The organism is Bacteroidia bacterium (assembly GCA_027493955.1).
Classification (GTDB): Bacteria; Bacteroidota; Ignavibacteria; order SZUA-365; family SZUA-365; genus JAOSJT01.
In genome coordinates, this window is the sequence record JAOSJT010000001.1 from 2322627 (window position 1) to 2346676 (window position 24050).

Sequence of the window (24050 nt, forward strand, 5' to 3'; positions counted from 1 at the left end):
CTGCAAGCCGCCACACGGGATCGGCGTTGCACAGAGCTCGTATCCGTCCCGAACACTCACACAGGGCGCCCGAACAGATCTCTTCACTCTTTACCCTCTACTCTTCACCATCTATACCATCTCGATACGCTTGATTCCCGGCAGCGCAAGCATGAGCAAGCGCTCGACGCCGGCGCGGAGCGTCATGAGCGCCATGGGGCATTGCGCGCATTCACCGAGAAATCGCACTTCGACAATACCCTCATGATCGACGTCCACGAGCATGATGTCGCCCCCATCCTCGCGAAAATGGGGACGCATGTCTTCAAGCGAGCGCTCGATAATCTGCCGGGCCTGCCCGATATCGTCAATTGCCATGCCGCCTCACAGGGAAATATCGATGGAGGGAGTTCCCGGTTCGGTCAGATTGCGCTGACTGACGCTGCCGGCAAGTTGCAGCGCGGCGTCCATGAAGCTTTTCGCGACAGCGCTCTCCGGTTCGAGTACGACGATGGGCGTCCCCTGATCACCTCCCTCGCGCACACGCGTGGTGAGCGGAATTTCGCCGAGGAAGGGTACATGCAGCTCTTCCGCCGTGGCGCGGCCGCCGCCGTGATGGAAAATCTCGTCGCGATGTCCGCACTGACTGCAGACGTGGTAGCTCATGTTTTCGACCATGCCGAGGATGGGGACGGCCACTTTCTCGAACATACGGAATCCTTTGCGCGCATCCGCCAGCGCTATGTCCTGCGGGGTTGTGACAATCACGGCTCCCGTAAGCGGAAGGGACTGGCTGAGCGTGAGCTGTATATCACCGGTACCCGGAGGGAGATCGAAGAGCAGATAATCGAGGTCTTCCCAGTCCACGTCGGTGAGGAACTGCTTCAGTGCGCCCCCGGCCATGGGGCCACGCCAGATGAGGGCGTCTTCGGGCCGCACGAGAAAACCGATGGACATGAGCTGCACGCCGTAGCGTTCCGTCGGCAGCAGACGCGTCTTCTCCCCGTCGCGATAGGCGCGCGGTTGCTCGTCCACCTTCATCATCAGCGGAATGCTCGGACCGTAAATATCGGCGTCGATAAGTCCCACCGTGGCGCCGCTCTGTGCCAGCGCGACGGCCAGATTGACGGCGACAGTGGATTTTCCCACACCGCCCTTCCCGCTGGCGACGGCGATAGTGTTTTTCACACCGGGCAGTATCCCGCGTGTAGCGACGTCCGCTGATGCGGGAATCTCCGTCAGTGATGTAATGGTCACCGTACCCAGATGAGGGAGATGCTTCGAAAGTGCTGCGCGGACTACCTCCTCGAACGCCGACGCAACGGCCAGTTTCGGTACCCGGTACACCAGGGTACACTGCAGGTCGGTCCCCTCGATGACCACATCGCGTACCATGCCGGCTGCGACCATGTCTATTGTCATGTATGGAGCCGACACCACGCTCAACGCGGTGAGGACGTCCTGTTCATTGAAATACGATTGCTGAGTCATGCATTCTCCTGAAACTCTATGCCGGCTGTGCGGCAGATGCGTTGAAATGTTGTCAGCGTGTCCGACACGAACGCCGGGAAAGAACATCGCGGCGTCCGCAGTCGTTCAGGCGCTTTTCTCGACCCGCAGCGGAAGTTGGAGGACGAAGGTGGCCCCCTTCCCGAGCACGGATTCGACTTCGATATTTCCGTCGTGTTCCTTCATAATGAAATAGCTCAACGTCAGACCGAGACCTGTGCCCCGCCCGCTGCGCGAAGCACTGAAAAAGGGATCGAAGAGATGCTTCATCTGTTCTTCCGATACACCCGGTCCTGAATCGGTGACGCGCACGGTCACCATTCCGTCGGCTGACGCACCGTGGATACTGATGGATCCGCCGCCGGGCATCTCGTTCAGCGCGTTGGTTATGACGTTGTGGAATACCTGCACGAGCATGTCGTGATTTCCCGTGACCATGAGCGCTTCGGCGGGAAAGTGCACATCGATGCGCACGTGCCGCATATTACTGTGTGTGGATGCGGCGTCTATGGCCTCGGATACCACACCGGACACGTTGACCGCTTTTCGGATGAAACGCCCTGCCGGCTTACCGAGGGACAGAAGGTTCTCGACTATCAGTCCGGCCTTTCGCAGACCGGTGGTAATCGTATGCAGACATTTCTCGCGCACATCAGGCGTAAGACGATCATCGGAAAGCAGTTGCGCGGCGCTCAGTGCGTAGCTCAACGGATTGCGCAGCTCGTGCGCGATGCCGTCGGCAAGTATACCGATTTTCGCCAGTTTGCGTGATTGCTGCAACTCACCCTCGAGATTGATTCTGTCGGCGATGTCGTATTCCATAGCAACGAAGCCGCTCCCGCTGTCGGTATCCACGCGGGACCAATGGCCGTGCACATGGACGACTGTTCCGTCGCCCCTGACACGCTCGCTCTCGCCTTCCCAACGCCCGGAAGCGTGCAGCACCCGCAGGATTTCATTCCTGAAGGAGTAGTTGAAGGCCGGACACTCCGTGACCGGGACACCGACGCACTCGGCTTCGGTCCGGCCATAGAGTTGCAGTGCCGCACTGTTCAGCCAGCGTATGCCGCCGGCTGCGTCGAGCAACACCACCGCATGATGCAGCGCGTCGAGAATCGCGCGTGTTTGCAGGCCGGTGGACGGATCATAGGAGTCGGGGAGGTTCAGATTCATCGGGATGCGGTGCTTTACTGCGGTTTTTCGAGGTTGTATTCCTGAATTTTCTTCAGGATGGTCTTATACGTGACTTTGAGCATTCGTGAGGCCCGCGCCTTGTTCCACCCGGTTTTCCTCAATGTGTCGAGGAGCACCTGGCGTTCAATTTCCGAAATATGCCTGCGTACCTGGTCCTTGAGCGGTGATTCCGTGACTTGAAAGGCGGCTTCATCGGCGCTGCGCGCAATACGCGGCAGCACGGGAAGATCGAGATCCTCGATCGTGATGTGCGATTTTGCGTTCAGCAGAGCACGCCTGATGGCGGATTTCAGCTGATGGACATTCCCCGGCCATTCGTAGGTCTCAAGCACCTGCATCGCCTCCGCGGAGATGTCCTTGCCGCGCTTGTCGAGTTCCTCCGCCGCTTGCGAAACGAACATTGCCGCGAGATGCGGGATATCTTCGCGCCTGTCCTTCAGCGTCGGCATCAGCAGAAGATTCGCGCCAATGACGTCGAGCAGATACGGACTGATGTTCAAATCCTCCAATGCGCTCCCCTGTGGTGCGGTACAGGTAAAGATAACACGCGCATCGTGGTTGATCATATGTTCGCCCCCATCGCGCGAGTATTGGCCGGTACGCAGCACATCCGCGAAGACCTCCTGAAAAAGTGCGGGTGGTTCGGCGATTTCATCGATCAACAGTGTGCCTCCCGCGGCAAGTTCCAGGCGACCCCGGCCCGGGGAGGGCTCCGCGGGACCGTACAGGTCATGTCGCAGCAGCGCGGGATCCGCTCCCGTGCAGTCCAGCGTCACGAACGCTCCTGGTCTCCCGCTCATTTCGTGTATGATGCGCGCGACCATGCGCTTCCCTGTACCGATATCCCCGATAATGAGCAACGGAGCGTTCAGTGAGGCCACCCGTGCCGCGTGTCGAGCCAGTTTGCGCAGAGCCGCGCTGTCGCCCATGGCGGTGAAGAGAGGATGCAGGGGTGTATCCTCTTCCGAAACCGATGCATCAGCAACCTTGCTGGCGCTCTCAAGCGCACGACGCACGACGTCCATCATCTCATCGTTATTGAAGGGCTTCGCCACATAATCAAAGGCGCCCGCTTTCATTGCTTCCACAGCATCACGCACACCCGCAAGCGCAGTCATGAGAATGACGGGGATGTCCGGATTGATCTGTTTCACGCGTACGAGCACATCGAAACCGCTTAATCCGGGCATGCGGATGTCCATAACGACCAGTGAAGGGGCGTGATCGGTGACCATGGCGAGCGCTTCCTCCCCGCGCGAGGCGGTACGCGTTCTGAAGCCATGGACTTTGAACAAATTCGCAAGGACGAAGCAGATAAGATCTTCGTCGTCAACGATCAATATTTCCTTTTCACTGTCTGTCACCGGTACCCCGCGTCTATTTCGTCCGCGCTTTCCTATCAAAGAAAAATAGAGAACTCCGAAGTTACTTTCGCAATGCCATGAAAAAAAATGCGGGACAACGTGTTCCTTCCGGCCTCCATGACATGCCTCGTGAGACCTGAGACGCAGCAAAACAGCCTCCGGGCATTCGCGACGAATCTCTCAATGCGGGCACTCCCGTAAAAGCGACAGGCCGGATCGTCTTGATCCGGCCTGTGATATTCGGGCAGGGCCTCGCGCAGTATCGTGTCAGTCGGGCTGCATATCCGCGGCACTCATGACCAGCGTTCGTTGCTGCACGCCGTAGCGGGTGGTAAGGCGGGCGTAACACCCCTCGGGAGGGACGATTTCGCCGTACAGCTGCAGTTGATGAAATCCTGCCTTAAGCACGACGTGATCGTAAATCGTGTGAATCACCCGTCCGAACGAATCGAAGAGCTTGAGCGATACTTCCTGTGTGTCGTCCAGTGTGAAAGCCAGCGTCGCACTCGGATTCAACGGCCAACTGCGTTGATAGAAGCTGAAAGGGATCTGTGCCTTGACGGCTGGTACTGTGCGCTGTCTGTGATGTATTTCGGTGAACATGAACTGCTCCGATATGAAAGCGTGGAATGGAAATCCGTCTGTGTTGCTGCCGACGGGAGGCAGAAACCGCCGATCCGAATTACTTTGACAGCACGATACGCTGATGCCGCACGACATCGCCGGCCTGCAGCAATACGATATACGCTCCGCTCGGCAGTCTGTCGCCATTGAAGCTCACTGTATGCACACCGGCCTCAAACGACGCGTTTTCCAGCAGAGTGACCACATTCTGACCAAGCAGATTCTGCACGCGCACGGTCACGGGCATCGCCTCGGGTAGCGTGAAGCTCACCGTGGTCGCCGGATTGAAGGGATTGGGATAGGCCTCGTGCAGTTCCACGAACGCGGGAGCCGGACCGAGCGTAACGTACACAATGTTCGAATATTCGGTTCTGCCGTCGCGGTCCATCTGCAGCAGACGATACGCCAATTTCTCGTTACCGCGGAGCTTTTCGTCGAGCTGATCCGTCCAGCTGTAGCTGCGGGGACTGTTGGAGGTACCCGCGCCCTGCACGAAGTCCACTTCCGTCCAGACCTTGCCGTCCACCGAGCGTTCGATGGCGAAGCCGTAGTTGTTGAGCTCCGTCGCCGTCTGCCATTTCAGTTCCACCTGTTCGCGCACATAGCGCGCGGAGAAAGAGGTGAGTTCCACCGGCAGCGCACTGCCTTCCACCGCTATGGTGAAATCGCCGAAACCAGGCACGCACGGTCCCATATTCACAAAGCGGACATTCCCGCCGGAGGAGGAGATTTGCGAACCGGTGAGATCCCAGATACCCATAGCCGATTCGTAATTCGGTGTATAGCGCGCGGAGTACAGTGGCGCGGGACTGCCGGTACGATAGTAGTTGTGATAGGTCATATCAACATTCAGGCAGATGGGATCGGGCATTCCGTACCCCTTCACGACCCAGTACAGGTTGAAACTGCCATTCGTCTGCTGATTATCCGGATGTTTCTCCGCCACCACACGCACCGATATATACGGAAAGGGATTGGCGGTGCCGAAGGTACCTACAGGACCAGTGATCCCAATGCGGATCGGTACATACTTGCCATTACTCTGCGAAGGCCCAACGGGGAAAAGAAACGGCCCGCTATTGGCATCGAACTCACGGCAGAGACGACCAACCACGGGTGTATTGGAGTGCGTGCTGGTTGTGGCGATGTATCCGGCGCCATCCGTGGGAGAAATGGTCAGATTTGCGTTTTTACCGAGATACAGATCATAGATGCCGAGATCGAATAATTTGTTGTTGGTCGGTGGAAATTCCAAATCACCGTCGAAGCGCACGTGGCTCCCGAACGGAGTCCCGGTGTGGGTAATGACAGTGCGCACGCCTTCACCTATATAGGCCGGATAGGATGGTTCATGTTGATCGAGGACACCTATCATACTGATTCTGCCGCCAGCCGCAATGCGAACCGGATTCGAGCCTACGGCTTTCAGAATCCTCCCTGCAAGCGAAATCGTGGTGGTCTGCAAGAAAGAATTGGTGGTTGTGGAAGTGCCCCGATCAAGCGACAATGTTCCGATGACCTCTAGCGTACCGGTAGTAAGGGTGGTTGTCGAGGAGGAGAGAGTTACCTGTCCGAGAACTGTTAGCGCTTTCACGGTCCGGTTGCTCGGCAGCGATATCACGACTCCGCTCGAACCTCCATTAATCTGAACATTGTCGTTTACGGTTGGAACAGCGCTGCCTGACCAATTACCCGGAGTGTCCCAACTGCCTGTTGCGCCACCGTTCCAGGTAACTGTCTGCGCAACCACGCTCAAAGTCAATGCAAAAAAGATGATGAACACACTCGACCAGTGTGCGGTACTCGCCAGTGACTTACATGTCATAAAAAGCTCTCCTCTGCTTGCATTCGGGGAAACGGTTCGGTTCTGGAACACGTGAATGCAAAAGTCAGGCCAGAATAAACGGGAGTGTGCCGAAATGGGATTTACGACCAGGCAGCTCCGCATTGGAGGGCACAAGCTCTTGATTTTTAAGGACTTAAGCGCAACCGAGTTGCCATACGCGAGAGGCCTCCCATTCAGAATTGCGCCGTTACTCCCGTTTTTCCACAGGGTAATCAACGGGAACTATCACTTCAATTGCATATATATGCAATTAATTGCATAGGGAGCGTATTGAATACATCCGAATTGAACAGCTTGATTCTACGCCGATTTGGGCATTTCAAAACGGGTCCAGGGAAGAAAAGACTGAATTATTGGGGCATTCTCTCCATACCGGACCAGCGACAACAGAAAAAATGTGTATTTCGCTGCACATTTTTCTGATTCCTTACGCCGAAGCTTGTACAACACACCCGTTTCATCCCACGTGGGCGTTGTTCTTGAGGGATTTTCCCTATAAAGCGCGAACGACCCCCCGAAGGGAGCCGTTTTCTTATTGTCCGGAGCTCTATAGAGTATCAGAACGCACCGAATTTGAGCGCCAGGGTGCCGGAAGGACCCGAAAGATCGGAATTGGAAAGACCTCTGATCTCGTTCACCCCCGTGACGAAGCGATAGCTGCCACCCGCAGAGATCCGGAACCAATTCGTCACGTTCAATTCCACGTTCACCGCAGGCTCGGTGACGAAGACGGCTTCTTTTCGTCCATAATGATGAATATCCGGACCGTCATCATCGAGGAGATTGTCGTACATATTATTGCGATGCGTCACGCCGCCGGCACCGATCAGCGCCTGCACATTGACGTGCACGAGCCTGGACGGCGCGATGACGTATTCCAGCATGAGTCCGCCGTAACCGAACTCGACGTACAATGGTTCGTTGAACGGGCTGTATGCGGCCTCGCTTTCGGCGCTCGCGCGCACATTCGTGACAAGGCCGTATCCTCCGCCGCCGATCATGAAGCGATGATTGATCAGCCATCCGCCATACCCACCCATGAGCAATCCCGCTTCGCCGCGAATACTCGTGAGCTTATGCACCAATCCTCCGAATCCGCCATGGTCCACGTCGGACATGAACAGTGTTTCCTGCTCCTGGGCTGCCAGCGGCATGCTCAGTACGATGGCGAGGAAGAGGATGCTCCAGAATTTCATTTGAGATGCTCCGCAAACTGTTGAATGAATCCCTGCCCTGACCGGGCACATGCTTCATTGTACGGAGATTATACAGCGAGGTTGCGCATACGCGTAAATGGCATTCGTAGAGACGTTGCCGTAGAGACGTTGCGTGCAACATCTCCGCAGGCAACATCTCCGCATGCAACATCTCTACGGACATCCACGGAGCTTCAACGCGTATCCCCCATATACACGAATGCGGACCAGTAATAGGGAAAAATCCAGTCCGGATCCTCCGGCGCATTCAGCATGCGCAGGGCCGCAGCGCGTGAGGACTGAACGCGGGACAGCGACGCACTGAGCCAGGCATCGTAGAAATACCGCATCCATGCCAGCGTCGCCGCGTCGTCCACAATCCACAGCGACGCGATAACGGCGGGGGTGCCCGCGAACATGAATGAGCGGCTGAGTCCGACAAGGTCATCCCCGGTCGTGAACGTGCCTGCCTCCCCGGTGACCTGCGCGGTTTGACAGGCACTCAGGGTAACAAGCAACGCGCGCAGATCGAGGTTGAATATTTTCGCGACAGTCAGATTGCCGTCGTTCACACTGTCCGGCTTCGCGGCGGCGAGCAATATGCGCGACTCCATGGGATTGCGTGTACTCAGTTCGCCGTGAGTCGCAAAGTGCAGCACGTCATACAAACCCGCTTTGCGCTTGACAAGTGCTTCCTCCGCCTGCTCACGCGTGAGCACGGTGGGCTCCGGAATGCGGCGGGCAACCGAATCGGCTTCGATGAGCGCCGCTTCGAGAGGACGATTGCGGTACTTCGGATCGGCATACACCGGATCACCGACGATGAGCGCGCTGCGTACGGTATCCAGTTCACGCGCCAGCGCAAACGGCAGCACACTGGCGGAGGGAAGAAAAGCGATGGCGTGCTTCTCGATCAGAAAGCGCGGCCGCCCGATATGCTTGCCCGGACTCATGTCGATATCGGTTGGTGCAATGAGTGCCTGAAAAGGCAGATGATGCAGCGGTCCGTGTGGAATGATGTACAACACCGCTTTGTCGCGCAGTGCCGGAGCAAAGGGCGCAAAAAAACGCGAGTACATGTTCACCAGCTTGAGCTGCCATTCGTTGGATGTCGGCGTGCTGCGCCAGGCGGAAAGCGCTTCGCGGGGAGAGAGCCGTTCGCTCAATCGTTTTTCCCGCAGCACCGCAAGTTTCTGATTCGGAAAATCACGAAAGAGCATTCCGCGCAACACCTCGATCTCCCGTTCGATCCCTATGTCGGACTTGAGCTGTATCCTGCGAACAACCACCGTGTCGCGGGTGATGGCGAACGCAATCGTTGAACGTTCGCCCATGAAGTATTCCAGTAGACCGGTGCTCTCGTCCAGCAAACCCTGCAGCGCCTCGAGAGCGAGCGGTTCGATGCTCTTGACGGACGCGTATTCAGGATCGAGGCGTCGCAATTCCGCAAGCACGATCTGATGCTCGTTCAGCGCACTGCCCAGTCGCGCAGCGCTGTCAGGCCTGGTCAGCAATGCGCCGATACGCTTCTGAATCGCCTGCTCGCGTTGGACGAGACTGAGCACTTCGGCACTGCGCTGTTTTCCTTCTCCCACCGCTTTGTTCCCGAGCATATCGAGAAAGGATCGGGCTTTCGCTCTCTCCACATACTCGAAGGCTTCCCGGAATTTCCCTTGCTGCACAAGGATACCAATCAGGTTTTCGTAAATGAAGAATTTGTTGGAAATGAAACTGGAGCGAATGTCAATGGACGAGATGCTGCCGCGCAATTCCTCCACAATAACGATGCTCTGTTGGAGAGCATCCAATGCCGCGGCGGTATCGGCAAGTCTGAGGGAAAGCACGCCGATGTTGCCGAGCGCCAGTGCCCGGTGTACGCGATACCCGGCCTTGCCATACAGCGTTTCAGCCTGACGGTACGACGCAACGGCGCTGTCGGGCCGGCCTGCGGCTGCGTGGACGTTGCCAAGATTCAGATAGGCATCCGCGGTCGGCGCAGTGCGGAGCGACTGCTTCAGGAGCTCGAGCGCCTGCAGGCCGGACGCACCGAACGCGACAGTATCCCGTTTCTGCAAAAGGCGAATGGATTTCTGATGATGGACATCGGCAAGATTGTACAGGGAAATGGCGACCTTGTACGCGTCGCCCTTTCGTTCATCCTCCGCAAGAACGTCACGGAATTGCTGTTCGGCGTCCTCGAAATTTCCCAGCATCTTGTTCGCCACAGCAATGTTGCTGCGTACGTTGCGCCACTCCTCCTCGTACACTTCGGGCAGCGGCAGCCGGCCGCTGTCCGCAATCGCCCTCTGTTTGTCCAGTGTTGACAGACTTTTTTCGAACCAGGGCAAGGCTTCCGTCGGTTTGTCGTAGGCCAGCAGGACGTTCCCGAGCCATTTCTGCGCCTGAGCTTCGACGAGGGAATTTCGCTCCAGTACCGCTTCCGCCAGCAGGGCCTGAAAATGACGTTGTGCCGCGTCATATTCCGATCGATCGTACAATTCCCGTCCTGCGCTTATGCGGGTATCCTCAGGGGACGGAGGCGGAGCGCTGCTGCACGATGCCAGAAGCAGCGCCATCAAGAGTAATCGCGAAGGACGCATACGTTTACCGGGCTGTCAGGTCCGTCTGAATACGTGCGGCCAAAGGGGCCAGAGGGGCTGCCTGTCCACCGAAGCGGAGCAGAATGCGGGACAGCTGCTCGCCGCTCCAGCTTCGTCCCTGCTCCGTGGTTGCCAGAGCAAGGAGATGCGGCACAGCGTCGGCGAAGAGACGCTCCCGCTCGTCCATGGCAACCGTTGCGTTGAGCGTATGAAAGGTCGGCTGATCGATGGTCGAGGAATGCAGAAGCGTCTGAAGACGCACACGTTGTGTTGCGGCGTGCTCCATTCCTTCAGTATCGATGTATACGAAGTTCGCCTCGAGTGCGCCCGGTGGGGCGCTGCTGCCGGCCGGGAATACTCCCCACGAATACTGCTTCCCCGCCACCGCCCGAAAGGTCGCGGGCATGCGTTCAGGCTGCCAGGTGTTGAACATTCCCACCTTCCCCCGTAGCGGCTGCGTGAGGATCGTTTCGCCGTTCTCATCACGCAAAACCAGGGTCCAGTTCCGTTCACTGTCTCGTGCGCTGGAATCGGAGTCGAACCAGACGAATTGGGGCAGAGGTTCTGAAACAGCCAGACGCGGCGATACGGCCACCGCCAGAGCGTCTCCGCGGATGCCGGACACGGAGGCGAGTTGCGCCTGCCATACGTCATTGTCGGAGCCGCCGAGCCCCCCGGAGGGTACGGACAGGCCATCGCTCGCTCCGAGTCCACGGGTGTTGCCGTCGGCCTGCAGGGTACTGTGTTCAGGTGTCGCTCCGAGGCGCAATTCCTCGCCGTCGGCGAGGGAGACCAATTCGCCGCTGAAGAACACGAGGGAAACCGCTCCTTTCCCGACGCGCACGGTTTCACCTTCGACGAGGCGCAGGCCCAGTGTCAGCGGAGTTTCGCCCTCCTCCCGCAACAATGCGGCGCTGCCGCTCACCGAGGTCACGAGCGCAACCTCGGCCTTTTCCTGCGCCGCGGACCCGAGCGTGAGCAGCAGCAGGGCGAATACAATATCTCGTATGCGTTTCATCGGATTCTCACTACATCAAAATTGGCAAACTGTTCGAGTCGTGGGACCATGGGATTTTGACTGCCCTTCGTCAACCCACGCACACTCGTGGAAACGTAGAGCTGCAGTTCGCTCCAGTCCACAACGTTGTCCTTCGTAAAGTCGGCGGCACCGCGCAGACCGTCCAACAGCGCTTTCGTAAAGGCGCCGTGACCCCAGGACGGGTCTTCGTACGAGTACTCGTTTCCCGAACTCGACGTGAACACGATACCGGCTTCACCGGCCAGTGCCGCGGCCACCTTTTCATTGGACGCCCCGGCGGACACATCCCCCGAGTGACAGGCATCGAGCAGGAGGATGACACGTCCCGCGTTGAGCTTTCTCAGCTCCGCGGTGAAATCCTCCCATGCCAGACCCTGCGTGCTCACTTTGTCGCGTCGTGTGCCGGCGGGTAAAAAATAATAGCGCTGTTTTCCGCTTTTATCCCGCTGCCGCACTCCGTGACCGCTGAAGAAGAGCACGAGCACGTCGCGCGACGTGATGTCCCGGAATTCCTTCAACGCGGCGACGATATTGTCCTTCGTCGTGCCATTTCCTGTGAGCGCTTTCGGGTAGACGCGCTGATACATGCCGCCTTCCTGGCGCGACAGCTCATCTTTCAGCGACTCCGCGTCCACGGATGCGAACTGCAGGTCGGGGTAATCGGGAGTGTAACGATCGGCACCCACGGTAAGGACGTACAGATCCGGATTACGCTGCCCGGTTGTAAGAACGGTGATGTGCGCCGAGGCGGCTGCGCTGCGCACGCGCGTCGCGTTCACGGCCACGACATCGATGCTGTTTCGACCCGGCAGAACCGGAATACGCGCCCGAATACGGAGGAGTGTATCGTTTTTCTGAATGACGTCGTAATCGGTGAAGGCGTCATGATTGACGAGGCGGCCGTTGAAGTAGACGAGCACGCGTTCGATGCGCGCGATATCACGCGCTTCGGCCTCCACCACGACTTCGAGTTTTTCACTCCCGAAGACGAATAATTGCTGTACCCTCGGCGAAAGCAGGCGTACGGAGGGTGGGAGCGTGAATGATGCTTGTGCCGTGCCGGGTGTGTAGCCGCCGCGAAGTACGTCCTCGATGATTCCGGGACGACGATACAGATCCCTGTATCGCTCGATGGGATAGACATCGTCGCCGGATCTCCAGGTAACGTATCGATCACCGAAGGAAGAGCAGTCGTAGTAGCCGTCAGGTGTAAATGAAAGCCACTGCCCGTCGCTGAAGCCTGCCATGGAAAGGAGTAGCGCTGCGTCCTGCATATTCCAGAGTCGAATGGTTCCGTCAGTGTGTGCGCTGAGAAGGCGTTTTCCGTCCGCGTCGAAGAGAGACTTCATTGTACCGTAGGAAGCAGCGGGAAGTTTCGCGCTGCGCAGGCGTTTCTTCCAGTCCCATACTTCCATAAGTCCGTTCATGGAACCCACGAGGAGTTTTTCACCCATCCTGTCCAAATGCAGACTGTGTGCATACCCCGCGTCGAGGGTGAACTGCCTGTAAACGCTTCGTGTAGAGAGGTCATAGGCATGTAGAGCACCTTCGGCGCCACCGGAAAACAGATAGCGGCCGTCATCCGACACATGCAGCGCCATCACTCTGCGGGCATGCCTGCCGATGGTCGCTTCACGGGCACCGTCGGAAAGGCGGAAGAGACCGACGCTTCCGTCCTGTCCACCAGCGGCGATCATTGTGCCGTCAGGAGTTGTCGCGAGCGATTGAATCCAGCGCATTCCGCTCTGCACCGTCCACAGCTCCTGACCGTCGTCGAGCGACCATCGTCGCAAAACCCCGTCGCGCCCGGCCGTGAGCACGGACTTGCCGTCGGGTGTGATCGCAATGTCGGTGATGTAGAGGCGATGCGCCGGGATATCGAAGTATCGGATGCCACTGCGGGCATTCCAGACCGTGAGAGTGCCGTTCATATCGCCGGCTGCGAGCCTGGTCCCCGTATAGTCCAACGCTATCGCCGTCACGAGCGTTGCGGGCTGCGGTCGGAACATGCGTATGCATTCACCCGTGACCAGATTCCACGATTTCGCACTGCTGTCGCGCCCGCAGGAATAAAGGGTTTTCCCATCCGGTGACTGAACGATGTCCCATACAGCGCCGGATTTTCCTTCTTCAAGGTGCAGTCGCACGCTCTGTTGCGAGAAGAGTACGGCGACAGGCAGGAAACACAGTGCAGCGATCATGGCTGCGATGCGGGAAACGGTACAGGACGTTCTGGACATGGCGAAAGCGGTCTGTTTCGAATGCTCCAATATACGAAGCACTTACGCGAAAGACACGGCTCGAGTGATGCTCGCGACGCCATGGACGGGTTACCCCACAGCCGCAACCGAAACAGCACAAAAAACGGCACCCGGCCTGTACAGCCGGTTGCCGTTTCATAGGAGCGGAGGGTGAGAGAGTCGAACTCTCATGTCCTTGCGGACGGCGGTTTTCAAGACCGCTGCAATACCATTATGCGAACCCTCCGGACGCAATCCTTAATTTACTCCCCTTCGCGTGGAATTCCAACGTGAGGGAATGACCGCAGTCAAAGGTTGCAGTGAAAAGCGTCCGACGGATATCCTTGCGCGGATCGGCTCCGACGCGCATGCATACAGACAGGTGCTGCGTGAAGCATCGCATGCTCAGAGCCGCTGGAGACACCAACAGTCTCCGTTCCGATGATTCTCGGTGGCCGCTACGGTCTGCTCATTCGAGGGATGCGACGAGCTTGTGCGCCTGCGTTCGCGTCGCGGCGTGGTAAAAAAAACCCCGCCGGGAGGCGGGGCTATATTGAGACCCTGAGCGCTCACTTGCTGATCTGGTACACGATTTTGCGTACGGTATCGAACTGGAGATAGGGATACAGCTCGCGGATTTTGTCGATGGCGTCTCCGGCGCTCATGTTCTGTCGCATGTTCTTGAACATGCGGCGAATCATGTAATCGCGAATGGCTTTTTCGCTGAACAGATTATGTTTTGCGAGTTCGGAAAAAGTTGCATCATCGATGATGTCGCGCAGAGGGTTGTCCTCGGGATACATGTCGTTCTGCATAGTGCCTCCTGACGGATTGTGGCGTGATGGTGATCGAAAACGAGCGAAGCACTACCAACTGCAATCGATACGTCTTCTCCTGAGAGTTCCTGAATACATCTGTTTAGACACATGACTTGAAAAAAAGTTACAAATCAGTGACCGGATTGCTGAAGACCGGAAAAATCAGTGCACCGGAACATGTACAACACAGGGATGTGCAGATTTGTTTCGGGGCTTCAGGAACGGCGGTACGTAAGGGGCGATAGGCGATTTCAGAAATGTTATGGGTGGAAATTATTCCCTCTTGCGGAGAAATGCAAGCGTTTTACACAGGTTCCGTATTTATGACCTGACGAATTTCACCCGGATTGCTGTACCCGGCAGTCTCGCACCAGTGCTTCCCGAGCGAGGAAAGATCGGTCGCAAACACGTCGGGTGAGGTACGTATATCCGTGCACACCTCGTGGAACACCTCCCCCCACCCCGGGAAATCGTGCAGGTCGAAGACCGTATTGTGGAACAGAAGCACCAGGACACCATTTTCAGCGCGCACAGCGCTGTGCATATCGCGAATACGTTGCAGAGACGCTACTGTGTCGAGTTCGCGGTACCCGGCGAGTGTTCCATCCATCACTGTGAGTGGCACCTCCCAGATAGGGAGCGCCTCTCCGCGCTCGAAATCGAACGGGAGAAAGGGATGGCAGAAACCGTTGCGAAATCCTTCCTGTTCGGCAAAACCGAGAGTGGAATCCACCTCGCATCCGTTTTCCACCTGAATACGCCATGTCGCGGGATATTCGAAGCGCAGATAATGTTGCCGCACCGTGCGCGGCGAGATACCGAGGACCTCCGCCAACCGCTGCATTTCCCTCCCGAACATCGTTGCATCCGTATGCGCGTTGAAACTCGGATGAATGCCGATATCGTGGCCGTCCTCTCGAATCCCGCGAAGTGCTTCGGCAGCCGCCGCGCCGCGAATGTTGTACGTTACATCGCGTTTGTCATTCCCTCCGGCTTTGAACAACCAGCTCGCTTTCATTCCCGCGGCGCGCTCAGCTTCGAGCATTCGGCGAATGGATTCACGGTAGGGATCCCTGCCACTGAAGCCGAAGCCGATGTATTCGCGGAGTCGGCGCAGGCGTTCCCCGGCAGGGACATGACGGCGATTGAATAAAAAATTCTTTACGATTTCTCGAAACAGCAATCCCGGAGTATACTTCGAGAGATAGTCAATATCATGCGTCATACACACCGCATGGGACTTGCCACGGAATCCGGGACCGTCCGGCAGATTGAATCCCGCCTGACGCAGTACCATCCGCAGCAAACGTCCCCAGGAACTCGCGACGGGTACACCCAGCATGTTGTGCTTCCCCAGCAGCGACTGCGACGCAGGGTAGCGGCCGAAGGCGTCCCTGCTTTCGCTGCACCACTGCTCATGCAGCCCCAGAAAAAACAGCGATGCGGCGGGGAGATCGAACGGAATCGTATGATCGACGGCTATGGGAAAGAGTATATGCCACTGTTCTCCGAAAGCGGGGATGCGCTGCAACTCCGCACCCGTCGCCCGACGATCCAATAACCGTGCGTGAAGTGCAGTATCCGCCGGCAGCCACACGCCCGTAGCGGGCCGCTCGGCGGCATAGGTGATGTCCGCATCGGCGTGGCCGATGAAGCGCGGCCGGAATCCCGCGATCAACGCGAGATGAAAAAGCGCATGTCGCGCTCCGCGACGAAAATCGGAGGGTAGATCGATGCGGACCGTGATTTCAGGCAGCATGAGTTTCGCTGGATATGGTGTTGGACCGCATTCCGGTTGTCAGCAAAGCGGACGCTGCCTCTGCGCAGTACGGTCGCACCGACGCGTCGGGTTTGCGTCTAGCCCTCGCCCCAGGACAACACTTCAAGGCGTACGGGAACGATACCGTCTCGAAGCATACCCAGCTCCTTTGCCGCCGCTCTGCTGAGGTCTATAACCCGGGATTTGAGGCGTGGCCCACGATCATTGATGCGGACGAGGACGGATTGACCACTGGAAGGCACAACGACTCTCACCCAGGTACCGAAGGGATAATCGCGATGTGCAGCGGTGAATTCGGTTTTATCGTAGCGCTCGCCACTGGCGGTCTTACGTCCGTGAAATTTGTTATGGTAATAGGAAGCGATTCCCTCTGCTTCCTCCAACGCATCCATTTGGGGGTAATTGCGGATATCGTGCCAGTCCGCCGTCTCCTGCGTTGATGAACATGCAACGAACAGCATGGCCGTCAGTGCAAGAAATACGAGAATGGGAAGGGGTGTATGTTTCATCATGCACCTCTTTGCTTGTGAGACAAACAGATTCAGGTTCCGAGAAGGTGACTTTCGATATCGTCCTCGTTTCAAAAAACTGAACAGGGAATCGCTTCGTATCGTCCGAAGTGTCGCAATGATAGAAGCGGACTTTAAAGATACTGCTTAAAACCTTTTTTCCGAAGGAAATCCACGACTTCCTTCACATTTTGGGATTCGCCCTTTCGGCAGACCAAAACGGCGTCTCCGCTGTCAATGACGATGAGATCCTCTACCCCCACTGCCGCGGCGAAGCGTCCGGGTGAGGCGGAGACATGACAATTGTGCGATCCGCTCAGAAAGGTCGCGCCGTCACCCGAATTCCCAGAATCGTCTTTCGGGAAAATTCGCGCAACTTCGTCCCAGCTTCCAAGATCGTTCCAGCCGAAATCCGCCGGGATGACAAAGCGGTTGGCTGCCTGTTCCATCACACCGTAATCGATGGATATGGGGCGCATCTCGCTCCATGCGTGTTCGACAACGGAGGCAAAGCGCTCGGTATCAACGGCATCCCGGACACGGCTCAATTCGTCGGCGAGTTCCGGCAGCTGATCGGCGATACCGTTAAGAATCGTGGACACCCGCCAGATGAACATTCCGCTGTTCCAGACAAAATCGCCGCTCTCGAGAAAACGCTGCGCGGTTTCGAGATTCGGTTTTTCGGCAAAGGTCACAACCGACCAGGCGTTCAGCTCTTCATGAGGGCGATTTGCCTCATGCTGATCGAATTGGATGTACCCGTACCCCGTCTCGGGACGCGAGGGGCGGATTCCGACGGTGACGTATCCTTTCGTCTCCGTCGCGAGAGTAATGGCGCTTTTCAACGTGTCCTGGAACGCGACGATGTCATGCACAAGATGGTCAGCCGGAAGCACTACCATCACCGCTTCACCGACACGTTTTTTCAGCACCTCGGCGCCGAGACCGATCGCAGGTGCTGTGTTACGGCCGAACGGTTCGATGATGATGTTTTCGGCCGGCACCTGCGGCAATTGTCTGCGCAGTTCTTCCGCCTGCAACGCGTTGGTGATAACGTAAATCCGTTCTCTGGGTATGACAGGATCGAGACGATACACCGTATTCTGAATCATCGTGCCTGAGCCGATGATTTCGAGTAATTGTTTTGGTGCATGTTCGCGGCTGCGGGGCCAGAAGCGGGCCCCTACACCCCCTGCAATAATCAACGCATATGCGTCCATGAATCGTCGTTTCCTGTTGCTGGTTCGCGATAGTGTTTGACCTCAAGACAACGAAAATCCCACTTCCGTTGAAGCAGAAGTGGGAAATACCGGTGCGCCGTCATCACGCCCTGCCGGCAGCCTTGAGTCTGTTGAGCGCTCGGTGCAGCGCCGCTTCGGCGCGAGCACTGTCCATATCCTGTGCATGGCTTTTGAGTCGGGCTTCGGCACGCTCTTTGGCCTTGGTGGCGCGTACCACATCAATAGAATCCGACCGCTCGGCGGTGTCCGCAAGGATGCGTACATGATTATGAAAAACCTGCACTACTCCCCCGCTCACGGCGTACACCAGTGCCGTTTCGCCGGCGCGTTCGAGATTCAGAAGACCGACAGTCAACGCCGAAAGGAAGGGTGCATGGTTGTAGAGTACCTGAAAACGGCCCTCAATTCCGGGGCAGGAGACCGAAACCGCCTTACCGGTGAATTCAACGCGCTGAGGCGTCACGAGTTCAACATCGAAGAGCTTGTCCATGAAGCCGGACTACGCCTCCTGCATTTTCTTTGCATGTTCAAACGCCTCGTCAATGGTTCCCTTGTACATGAACGCGCTTTCCGGAAGTTCATCACAATCGCCATTGATGATCATTTCGAAGCCCTCGATGGTATCCTCGATTTTGACATACTTGCCCTTGAAGCCGGTAAACTGTTCGGCCACGAAGAAGGGTTGCGAGAGGAAGCGCTGAATACGGCGGGCGCGATGCACAACGAGCTTGTCCTCGTCCGAGAGCTCGTCGATACCCAGGATGTTGATGAGGTCCTGCAGATCCTTATAGGTCTGCAGAATGCGTTTCACGTTCTGGGCCACATTGTAATGACGGTCGCCGATGACAAGCGGATCGAGGATACGCGAGGTGGAGTCCAGCGGATCCACGGCAGGGTAGATGCCCAACTCGGAAATACGCCTGCTGAGTACCGTTGTGGCGTCGAGATGGGAGAAGGTCGTCGCCGGTGCGGGGTCGGTGAGATCATCGGCGGGCACATACACGGCCTGAACCGAGGTGATCGACCCCTTCGTCGTGGAGACGATACGCTCCTGCATCTCACCCATTTCCGTGGCAAGCGTTGGCTGATACCCTACCGCCGACGGCATACGGCCGAGCAGTGCCGACACTTCCGATCCTGCCTGGGTGAAACGGAAAATGTTGTCGATAAACAGCAGAACGTCCTTGCCTTCCACATCGCGGAAGTATTCCGCCATGGTAAGAGCAGTGAGGGCAACGCGCTGGCGAGCACCTGGCGGTTCGTTCATCTGGCCGAAGACGAGTGTGGTTTTGTCGATAACGCCCGACTCCGTCATTTCCAGGAAGAGGTCATTCCCTTCGCGGGTACGTTCACCGACACCGCCGAAAACGGAATACCCGCCGTGATGCATGGCGATATTGTTGATGAGCTCCTGAATGATGACCGTTTTTCCCACACCCGCACCACCGAACAGACCCGTTTTACCGCCCTTTGTGTAGGGCTCGAGAAGATCGATGACCTTGATACCGGTTTCGAACATTTCCTTTTGCGTGGAAAGTTCATGAAACTCGGGGGCGTGGCGGTGAATCGGGAAATATATTTCCGTTTCGAGGGTTCCCTTATTGTCAATCGGGTGGCCTGTGACGTTGAGCAATCGTCCGAGAGTTTTCGGCCCAACCGGAACCGAAATTTGCGCACCGGTGTCAACCACATCCATACCGCGGACGAGGCCGTCGGTGGAATCCATTGCTACGCAGCGGACGCGGTTCTCACCGAGGTGCTGTTGTACTTCCACGACGAGCGTATCAGAACGGCCTTCGGTATCTTTCCGCTCGATTGTCAATGCGTTCAAAATGGAGGGGATTTGACCGCCAGAAAAATCTACGTCGACGACCGGCCCGATAACCTGTACAATAGCGCCCTTGTTCATTCTCTCTTTGCTCACTGATGAATATGTAGGAATTCAAAATAGAATGTAAGATAGCAGGGATGGACGGAAAATACAATTACTGGTCAGTGGACCCTGGGGATTGGCGGCGGTCCTCTATTCCCGAAGCAGGGAAGAAGTATCGTACGGCCTCTGTCGAACGAAAGCCGGGGTCAGGTTTTTGTCCGGACTTCCTTATCCCGTGCGGACGTACTCCCTGCTCTCTGCTCGCGGTTCCGTGCTCCGTGTTACGTATTCTCGACTCAGAGTTGGTGCCTGGGAACGAGGAGGGTCGCTGTTTTTGGCGGGAGAGTAAGCGAAACACCGTCACGTTGCACATAGAAGGTGACGTTCTGTAACGGATCTGTAAGCGCTGAACCTTCCGGTACGCCAAGAAAGGATAGGGTACAGGTTTGCACATCGTCGCCGGCGTTCACGACGACAAAAACTTTGTCCGCGCCGCTGCTGCGCATAAAAGCGTACAGAGACGCAACATCATCAATGAGCAAGGACTGCGTGGCACCCGTTTTCAGTGGTGGAAAACGTTCTCGCAGGGCGATCAGCGAGCGATAGTAGAGGAACATGACAGAATCGAAGGCAACGGGATATTTTTCCGGATCGCCGTTGATATCGAAGGGCGCTTCTTTCTCGAAAATCATTCCTGGCCAGAGCATGGGCTTCCGATTATCGGGATCGTCGCCACCCCACATGCCGGTTTCATCACCATAGTAGATTACCGGCGAGCCCGGGAGGGTGAATTGCAGCAATAGAAGCATGCGTTGTAACGCCCTTGCCTTTGTATCGGGCTTTCTGATGTCATACCCGGCATTGACCACCGGCGAGTTCTTCTGATCATAGCGTAAGGAGGGGTTGACGCACATGGAGGCGATGCGGTCCGTTTCATGACTGCCAATGAGATTCAGCAGAGCATCGCTGCCATTCAGCGTTGTTCTCGAGCGTATGGCGCTCAATGCAGCATCGAAAGCGGTGCTGGTTTCTTCCCCAGTCAGAGCAAAACCCGTGAGTGCCTCGGCAAAGCGCTGCGGACTATCGACATCGAAGGGTGTTGCCGCGAGTCCGGCTCCGCTTTCGAGGTTGACAAGCATGATGTCCGGATTGATGCTCCGGCAAAAATCAGCCCAATGACGCCAAAAAACGGAAGGCATTTCCGAGGCCAGATCGATGCACCAACCGTCGATACCGTCGTTGGGATTACCGTCGCCATTCGGATCCATCCAGCGCCGCGTGGCGGCATACACGTATTCGCGTGGACCCTGTGCCAGACCGAGCGTGTCCTGCCCGAAGCGTGGAAACGCATCAATTCCCCACATCTTCTGATAACTGAATTCGGACTGATACGGCGTCTCGGGTTTATCCCAGGCGGATACGGAAAACCACGATCCAAAACGGGATTTCTCCTGTTGCGAGAGTACATCGCGAAATGCCCAGAAATCGGCGCCGCAGTGGACAAATTGCGCCATCAGCAACACGCGTTTGCCCCGTCGTCGCAGCTCGGCAATGAGGTCGATGAACGCACGATCAGCGGAGGTGAGGTACCAGGTGTTCGGGTCGTCCGGAACTTCGCGCTTCAAGTACATGGTGTCGACCGCAACACGGGGTCCAAAATGCCGGTCCATGTGATGCAGGGTACTGACGTCGAATTTGTGTGAAGAGCGGGCCTCGAATGTCGGGGTAAGAATCACTCCGGTGATGCCAAGTGAGTCAAGGTAATCCAGCCGTGATCGGATACCTTCGAAATCACCGCCGTATTGCCGCAGCATAGCTGCGGGATAGAAGGAATCATACAGCATGATTTCATTCAAGGTGCGCTTGTACCAATCCGCCGTCCAATCCGAGACCTTCCATGGCAAGCTGCTGTCGAGCAACACATCCGCCGCAGTAGGATCATTGGTCGTATCGGCATTGTGAAATCGGTCGGGAAACAGCAGATACCACACCTCTCCCCGGGCCCAGAAAGGAGGTTCCGGCACCTGGGCGTTCACGCCGATCGTACCGGAGAGAAGGATGACGAAGATCCACGCTATGCTGATGTAATTCCTGTGCATATGCTGCGAGGCAGCTTCAAGATACACATTGCAGGAGATTTCCCAAGGCATGTCCCCTCTCCTTCACTGCATACGTGTAGTTCACACGGTGTCGTGCGCGGGGCGGGAACGCGCGCCCCATATACGCGTGGAGCCGCAGCCAGGCTATCGCTCGCGGAATTGCATCAGAGATAGACCATGAAGCCAAAGCTCCAAACCACCCCATCGCTGTTGCGGGTGTCGACGTCGAGGTTGGTAACATCTGTCAGACTGTTGATTTCCGTACCCAGGAAGAGATAGCGAAACTCACCGTGCAGGGCGAAATTTGACCCGAATACAATTTCGCAACCGACCCCGAAATGGTAACCCGGTACGAAGGATTTTTCATCCTTGAACTTGTCGCGCAATTCCGGAATGGAGGCGGAGAGCAGATCGTAATCGACGAGGGTGTAGTACCAGCCCAATCCTCCGACAGCGTACGGTGAGAGATTCGAACCGAAGGGAAGGAAGATCATGGCGGACAACGTCAGCGGCATGTAGGCCACATCCGCGGTGTACTGGCGCTGGTCGATGCGACCGGTGGAAAAGCGCTCCGCGGTGCGATAATCGAGTGCGGCCTCGAAACCCACGTTCTTTCCCAGACGCAGCCGTCCCGCCACGCCGAAATACCACGCACCTTCTTCGGCGTCATTGCTGACATACCAACCCGCGCGCGGACCAATCCCGATAGTGTTGGCAATAATATCGCGGTCCTGGGCCTGCACGGTCAAGGTCAGAAAAAGGAGGATGGCAATACCGGTGGAGATTCTCAGTGAAATCATGATGCGCTCCTGCTGAAGGGAAATCCTGTGTTACCCAGGATGAATGTGTTCGGTTCCTTGAATTTGAGCCGAATATTTTTTCTGTACAAGAGCCGGACAGAAATCCTTTATTCCGGTACGACTGCGGAAACGGAGACACTGTATTTCAACGATCCCTTCGTGACGCGCCGGATATCACCGCCACGACCGACAAGGAACAGCACCTCCTGACCATCCGTGCTCGGCCACAACATGGCGGCCCACTGTCCGTCGGGACTGAGCGCGGGTGCATGCGCTGCTCCAGGCATCAGATCGGTATGTGCAGCGACTGATACTCCGACGGCGGTGAGTACTGTCGTCCGCGCGCCGGTATCGATGCGACGCAGTACGAAATCCGGAAGGCAGGTCTCGACAAACTCGGCTGTTTCCTGGCTCACGGGCGTCCAGGGATCATACGGAATGGCGGGGGTGACGAGGTCGCGGGTATCGCCCGTCCTGAGATCCACTGCAAATGGTGGCTTCCATGAGGGGAACGCGTAGATGACTGAGCTTCTTTGATCGAACTTTATATGCGAGAGGATTTCACCCTCCCCTGTCTGTATGGGATCGAGAACGCGAAAGCCCGCAGCGTCAAAGCCCAGGAGAGCGCTGGTGTTGATCTCCGATCCGTCCGGACGTCTGGCACGGACCTGCGTCAGAACGGCGACCGCGTCTCCGTAATCCGTGACATGCACCGCGTGCACCCGTACCGTGAGCAAGGTGAGATCGAGCGCCGCGAAGCGTGTTCGCAGGAAAGCGGTTATGTCACCCAGAGTCATTTTCCACTCGCCACAGTTGAACCAGCACAGTGTGGCGTTCCATACCGTCGAATCAATGGAACCCGATGGGCGACGGTACGCGATGAACGCGGCATGGTGACCTTTCCAACTCAAGGATGCCGGTGTACCAGCCAGAATGTACTCCTCATTTGCGGACTCCGCGACAGGCAATGGTACCGGGATGAGCGTACCGTTTTCACAACGGCCCCAGAGACGACGCACCCCGCCGCTCTCCGTTCCGTAGAGGACAATACCGTTTTCCGCCACTTGTGTCAGAGAGACGACATTCTCCTGCGCGAGAATCTCGTCCGTTTCACTTCCGATGGAATACCGATGCAAACCGCTTGCGTCCGCATAGTACACGAAGCGATCGGTCGGGGTACCCTCGGGATCGTCGCTGCATCCCTGGAGCAGGAACACCATGGCCAGACATGCGCACGCAATGAACATTTTCAACATGATGACCTCCTTCAGTCTCACTATCTCAAGCCATAATACAATTTTTCCGGACGCACTGCTCTTACATTTTTCCTCGACGAAAA

General features: G+C 56.9%; 19 protein-coding genes and 1 tRNA gene. All 20 read right to left on the bottom strand.

The window, feature by feature from the left end; genetic code table 11:
* Positions 1-111 precede the first annotated feature (111 nt).
* The 20 genes from M5R41_08815 to M5R41_08910 all read right to left on the bottom strand — a co-directional run bounded on the left by M5R41_08815 (position 112) and on the right by M5R41_08910 (position 23967).
* Positions 112-357 carry a NifU family protein gene (locus M5R41_08815; protein MCZ7556488.1) on the bottom strand — a complete coding sequence of 82 codons (246 nt, stop codon included), beginning with the start codon at positions 355-357 and terminating at the stop codon, positions 112-114.
* Between the two features lie 6 nt (positions 358-363).
* On the bottom strand, positions 364-1470 hold the full coding sequence (gene apbC / locus M5R41_08820; GenBank protein MCZ7556489.1) for an iron-sulfur cluster carrier protein ApbC: 1107 nt from the start codon (positions 1468-1470) through the stop codon (positions 364-366).
* A gap of 105 nt (positions 1471-1575) precedes the next feature.
* Entirely contained in the window at positions 1576-2661 is a 1086-nt protein-coding gene (locus tag M5R41_08825; protein MCZ7556490.1) for an ATP-binding protein, read from the bottom strand.
* Between the two features lie 14 nt (positions 2662-2675).
* Complete coding sequence (locus M5R41_08830) at positions 2676-4046, bottom strand: sigma-54 dependent transcriptional regulator (GenBank protein MCZ7556491.1); 1371 nt, start codon at positions 4044-4046, stop codon at positions 2676-2678.
* Positions 4047-4313: 267 nt separating this feature from the next.
* Positions 4314-4649 (bottom strand): hypothetical protein, encoded by a 336-nt coding sequence (locus M5R41_08835; GenBank protein MCZ7556492.1) that lies wholly within the window; start codon positions 4647-4649, stop codon positions 4314-4316.
* A 79-nt stretch (positions 4650-4728) separates the two neighbouring features.
* Entirely contained in the window at positions 4729-6495 is a 1767-nt protein-coding gene (locus M5R41_08840; protein ID MCZ7556493.1) for a T9SS type A sorting domain-containing protein, read from the bottom strand.
* Between the two features lie 578 nt (positions 6496-7073).
* A complete protein-coding gene (locus M5R41_08845) occupies positions 7074-7712 on the bottom strand; it encodes a hypothetical protein (protein MCZ7556494.1) in 639 nt (212 codons plus the stop codon).
* Between the two features lie 194 nt (positions 7713-7906).
* Complete coding sequence (locus M5R41_08850; protein ID MCZ7556495.1) at positions 7907-10210, bottom strand: CHAT domain-containing protein; 2304 nt, start codon at positions 10208-10210, stop codon at positions 7907-7909.
* Positions 10211-10316: 106 nt separating this feature from the next.
* Complete coding sequence (locus M5R41_08855; protein MCZ7556496.1) at positions 10317-11330, bottom strand: hypothetical protein; 1014 nt, start codon at positions 11328-11330, stop codon at positions 10317-10319.
* Complete coding sequence (locus tag M5R41_08860) at positions 11327-13591, bottom strand: caspase family protein (protein ID MCZ7556497.1); 2265 nt, start codon at positions 13589-13591, stop codon at positions 11327-11329. The genes M5R41_08855 and M5R41_08860 overlap by 4 nt, the downstream gene beginning before the upstream one ends.
* A gap of 165 nt (positions 13592-13756) precedes the next feature.
* Positions 13757-13838, bottom strand: a tRNA-Ser gene (locus tag M5R41_08865).
* A gap of 322 nt (positions 13839-14160) precedes the next feature.
* On the bottom strand, positions 14161-14406 hold the full coding sequence (locus tag M5R41_08870; protein MCZ7556498.1) for a hypothetical protein: 246 nt from the start codon (positions 14404-14406) through the stop codon (positions 14161-14163).
* A 307-nt stretch (positions 14407-14713) separates the two neighbouring features.
* Positions 14714-16168: a polysaccharide deacetylase family protein gene (locus tag M5R41_08875; GenBank protein ID MCZ7556499.1), complete on the bottom strand. Its 1455-nt coding sequence runs from the start codon at positions 16166-16168 to the stop codon at positions 14714-14716.
* Positions 16169-16266: 98 nt separating this feature from the next.
* A complete protein-coding gene (locus M5R41_08880) occupies positions 16267-16698 on the bottom strand; it encodes a septal ring lytic transglycosylase RlpA family protein (protein ID MCZ7556500.1) in 432 nt (143 codons plus the stop codon).
* Between the two features lie 134 nt (positions 16699-16832).
* The gene (locus tag M5R41_08885; GenBank protein ID MCZ7556501.1) at positions 16833-17918 is read right to left on the bottom strand and encodes a sugar phosphate nucleotidyltransferase; all 1086 of its coding nucleotides are present in this window, start codon (positions 17916-17918) and stop codon (positions 16833-16835) included.
* A gap of 103 nt (positions 17919-18021) precedes the next feature.
* Positions 18022-18429 carry a F0F1 ATP synthase subunit epsilon gene (locus tag M5R41_08890; GenBank protein ID MCZ7556502.1) on the bottom strand — a complete coding sequence of 136 codons (408 nt, stop codon included), beginning with the start codon at positions 18427-18429 and terminating at the stop codon, positions 18022-18024.
* Positions 18430-18438: 9 nt separating this feature from the next.
* Positions 18439-19848, bottom strand: a complete 1410-nt coding sequence (atpD, locus tag M5R41_08895) for a F0F1 ATP synthase subunit beta (GenBank protein ID MCZ7556503.1) — start codon at positions 19846-19848, stop codon at positions 18439-18441.
* 260 nt (positions 19849-20108) lie between these two features.
* Positions 20109-21962, bottom strand: a complete 1854-nt coding sequence (locus tag M5R41_08900) for an alpha-amylase family glycosyl hydrolase (protein ID MCZ7556504.1) — start codon at positions 21960-21962, stop codon at positions 20109-20111.
* 113 nt (positions 21963-22075) lie between these two features.
* Entirely contained in the window at positions 22076-22711 is a 636-nt protein-coding gene (locus tag M5R41_08905) for a porin family protein (GenBank protein MCZ7556505.1), read from the bottom strand.
* 107 nt (positions 22712-22818) lie between these two features.
* Positions 22819-23967 carry a hypothetical protein gene (locus M5R41_08910; protein ID MCZ7556506.1) on the bottom strand — a complete coding sequence of 383 codons (1149 nt, stop codon included), beginning with the start codon at positions 23965-23967 and terminating at the stop codon, positions 22819-22821.
* Positions 23968-24050 lie beyond the last annotated feature (83 nt).

Excerpts from the sequence above, each read along its gene's own strand:
- M5R41_08875 (MCZ7556499.1), bottom strand. The coding sequence starts at position 16,168 with ATGCTGCCTGAAATCACGGTCCGCATCGATCTACCCTCCGATTTTCGT.
- M5R41_08855 (MCZ7556496.1), bottom strand. The coding sequence starts at position 11,330 with ATGAAACGCATACGAGATATTGTATTCGCCCTGCTGCTGCTCACGCTC.
- M5R41_08905 (MCZ7556505.1), bottom strand. The coding sequence starts at position 22,711 with ATGATTTCACTGAGAATCTCCACCGGTATTGCCATCCTCCTTTTTCTG.
- M5R41_08845 (MCZ7556494.1), bottom strand. The coding sequence starts at position 7,712 with ATGAAATTCTGGAGCATCCTCTTCCTCGCCATCGTACTGAGCATGCCG.
- M5R41_08860 (MCZ7556497.1), bottom strand. The coding sequence starts at position 13,591 with ATGTCCAGAACGTCCTGTACCGTTTCCCGCATCGCAGCCATGATCGCT.
- M5R41_08900 (MCZ7556504.1), bottom strand. The coding sequence starts at position 21,962 with ATGCCTTGGGAAATCTCCTGCAATGTGTATCTTGAAGCTGCCTCGCAG.
- atpD (MCZ7556503.1), bottom strand. The coding sequence starts at position 19,848 with ATGAACAAGGGCGCTATTGTACAGGTTATCGGGCCGGTCGTCGACGTA.
- M5R41_08815 (MCZ7556488.1), bottom strand. The coding sequence starts at position 357 with ATGGCAATTGACGATATCGGGCAGGCCCGGCAGATTATCGAGCGCTCG.
- M5R41_08825 (MCZ7556490.1), bottom strand. The coding sequence starts at position 2,661 with ATGAATCTGAACCTCCCCGACTCCTATGATCCGTCCACCGGCCTGCAA.
- M5R41_08910 (MCZ7556506.1), bottom strand. The coding sequence starts at position 23,967 with ATGTTGAAAATGTTCATTGCGTGCGCATGTCTGGCCATGGTGTTCCTG.
- apbC (MCZ7556489.1), bottom strand. The coding sequence starts at position 1,470 with ATGACTCAGCAATCGTATTTCAATGAACAGGACGTCCTCACCGCGTTG.
- M5R41_08890 (MCZ7556502.1), bottom strand. The coding sequence starts at position 18,429 with ATGGACAAGCTCTTCGATGTTGAACTCGTGACGCCTCAGCGCGTTGAA.
- M5R41_08885 (MCZ7556501.1), bottom strand. The coding sequence starts at position 17,918 with ATGGACGCATATGCGTTGATTATTGCAGGGGGTGTAGGGGCCCGCTTC.
- M5R41_08870 (MCZ7556498.1), bottom strand. The coding sequence starts at position 14,406 with ATGCAGAACGACATGTATCCCGAGGACAACCCTCTGCGCGACATCATC.
- M5R41_08880 (MCZ7556500.1), bottom strand. The coding sequence starts at position 16,698 with ATGAAACATACACCCCTTCCCATTCTCGTATTTCTTGCACTGACGGCC.
- M5R41_08840 (MCZ7556493.1), bottom strand. The coding sequence starts at position 6,495 with ATGACATGTAAGTCACTGGCGAGTACCGCACACTGGTCGAGTGTGTTC.
- M5R41_08835 (MCZ7556492.1), bottom strand. The coding sequence starts at position 4,649 with ATGTTCACCGAAATACATCACAGACAGCGCACAGTACCAGCCGTCAAG.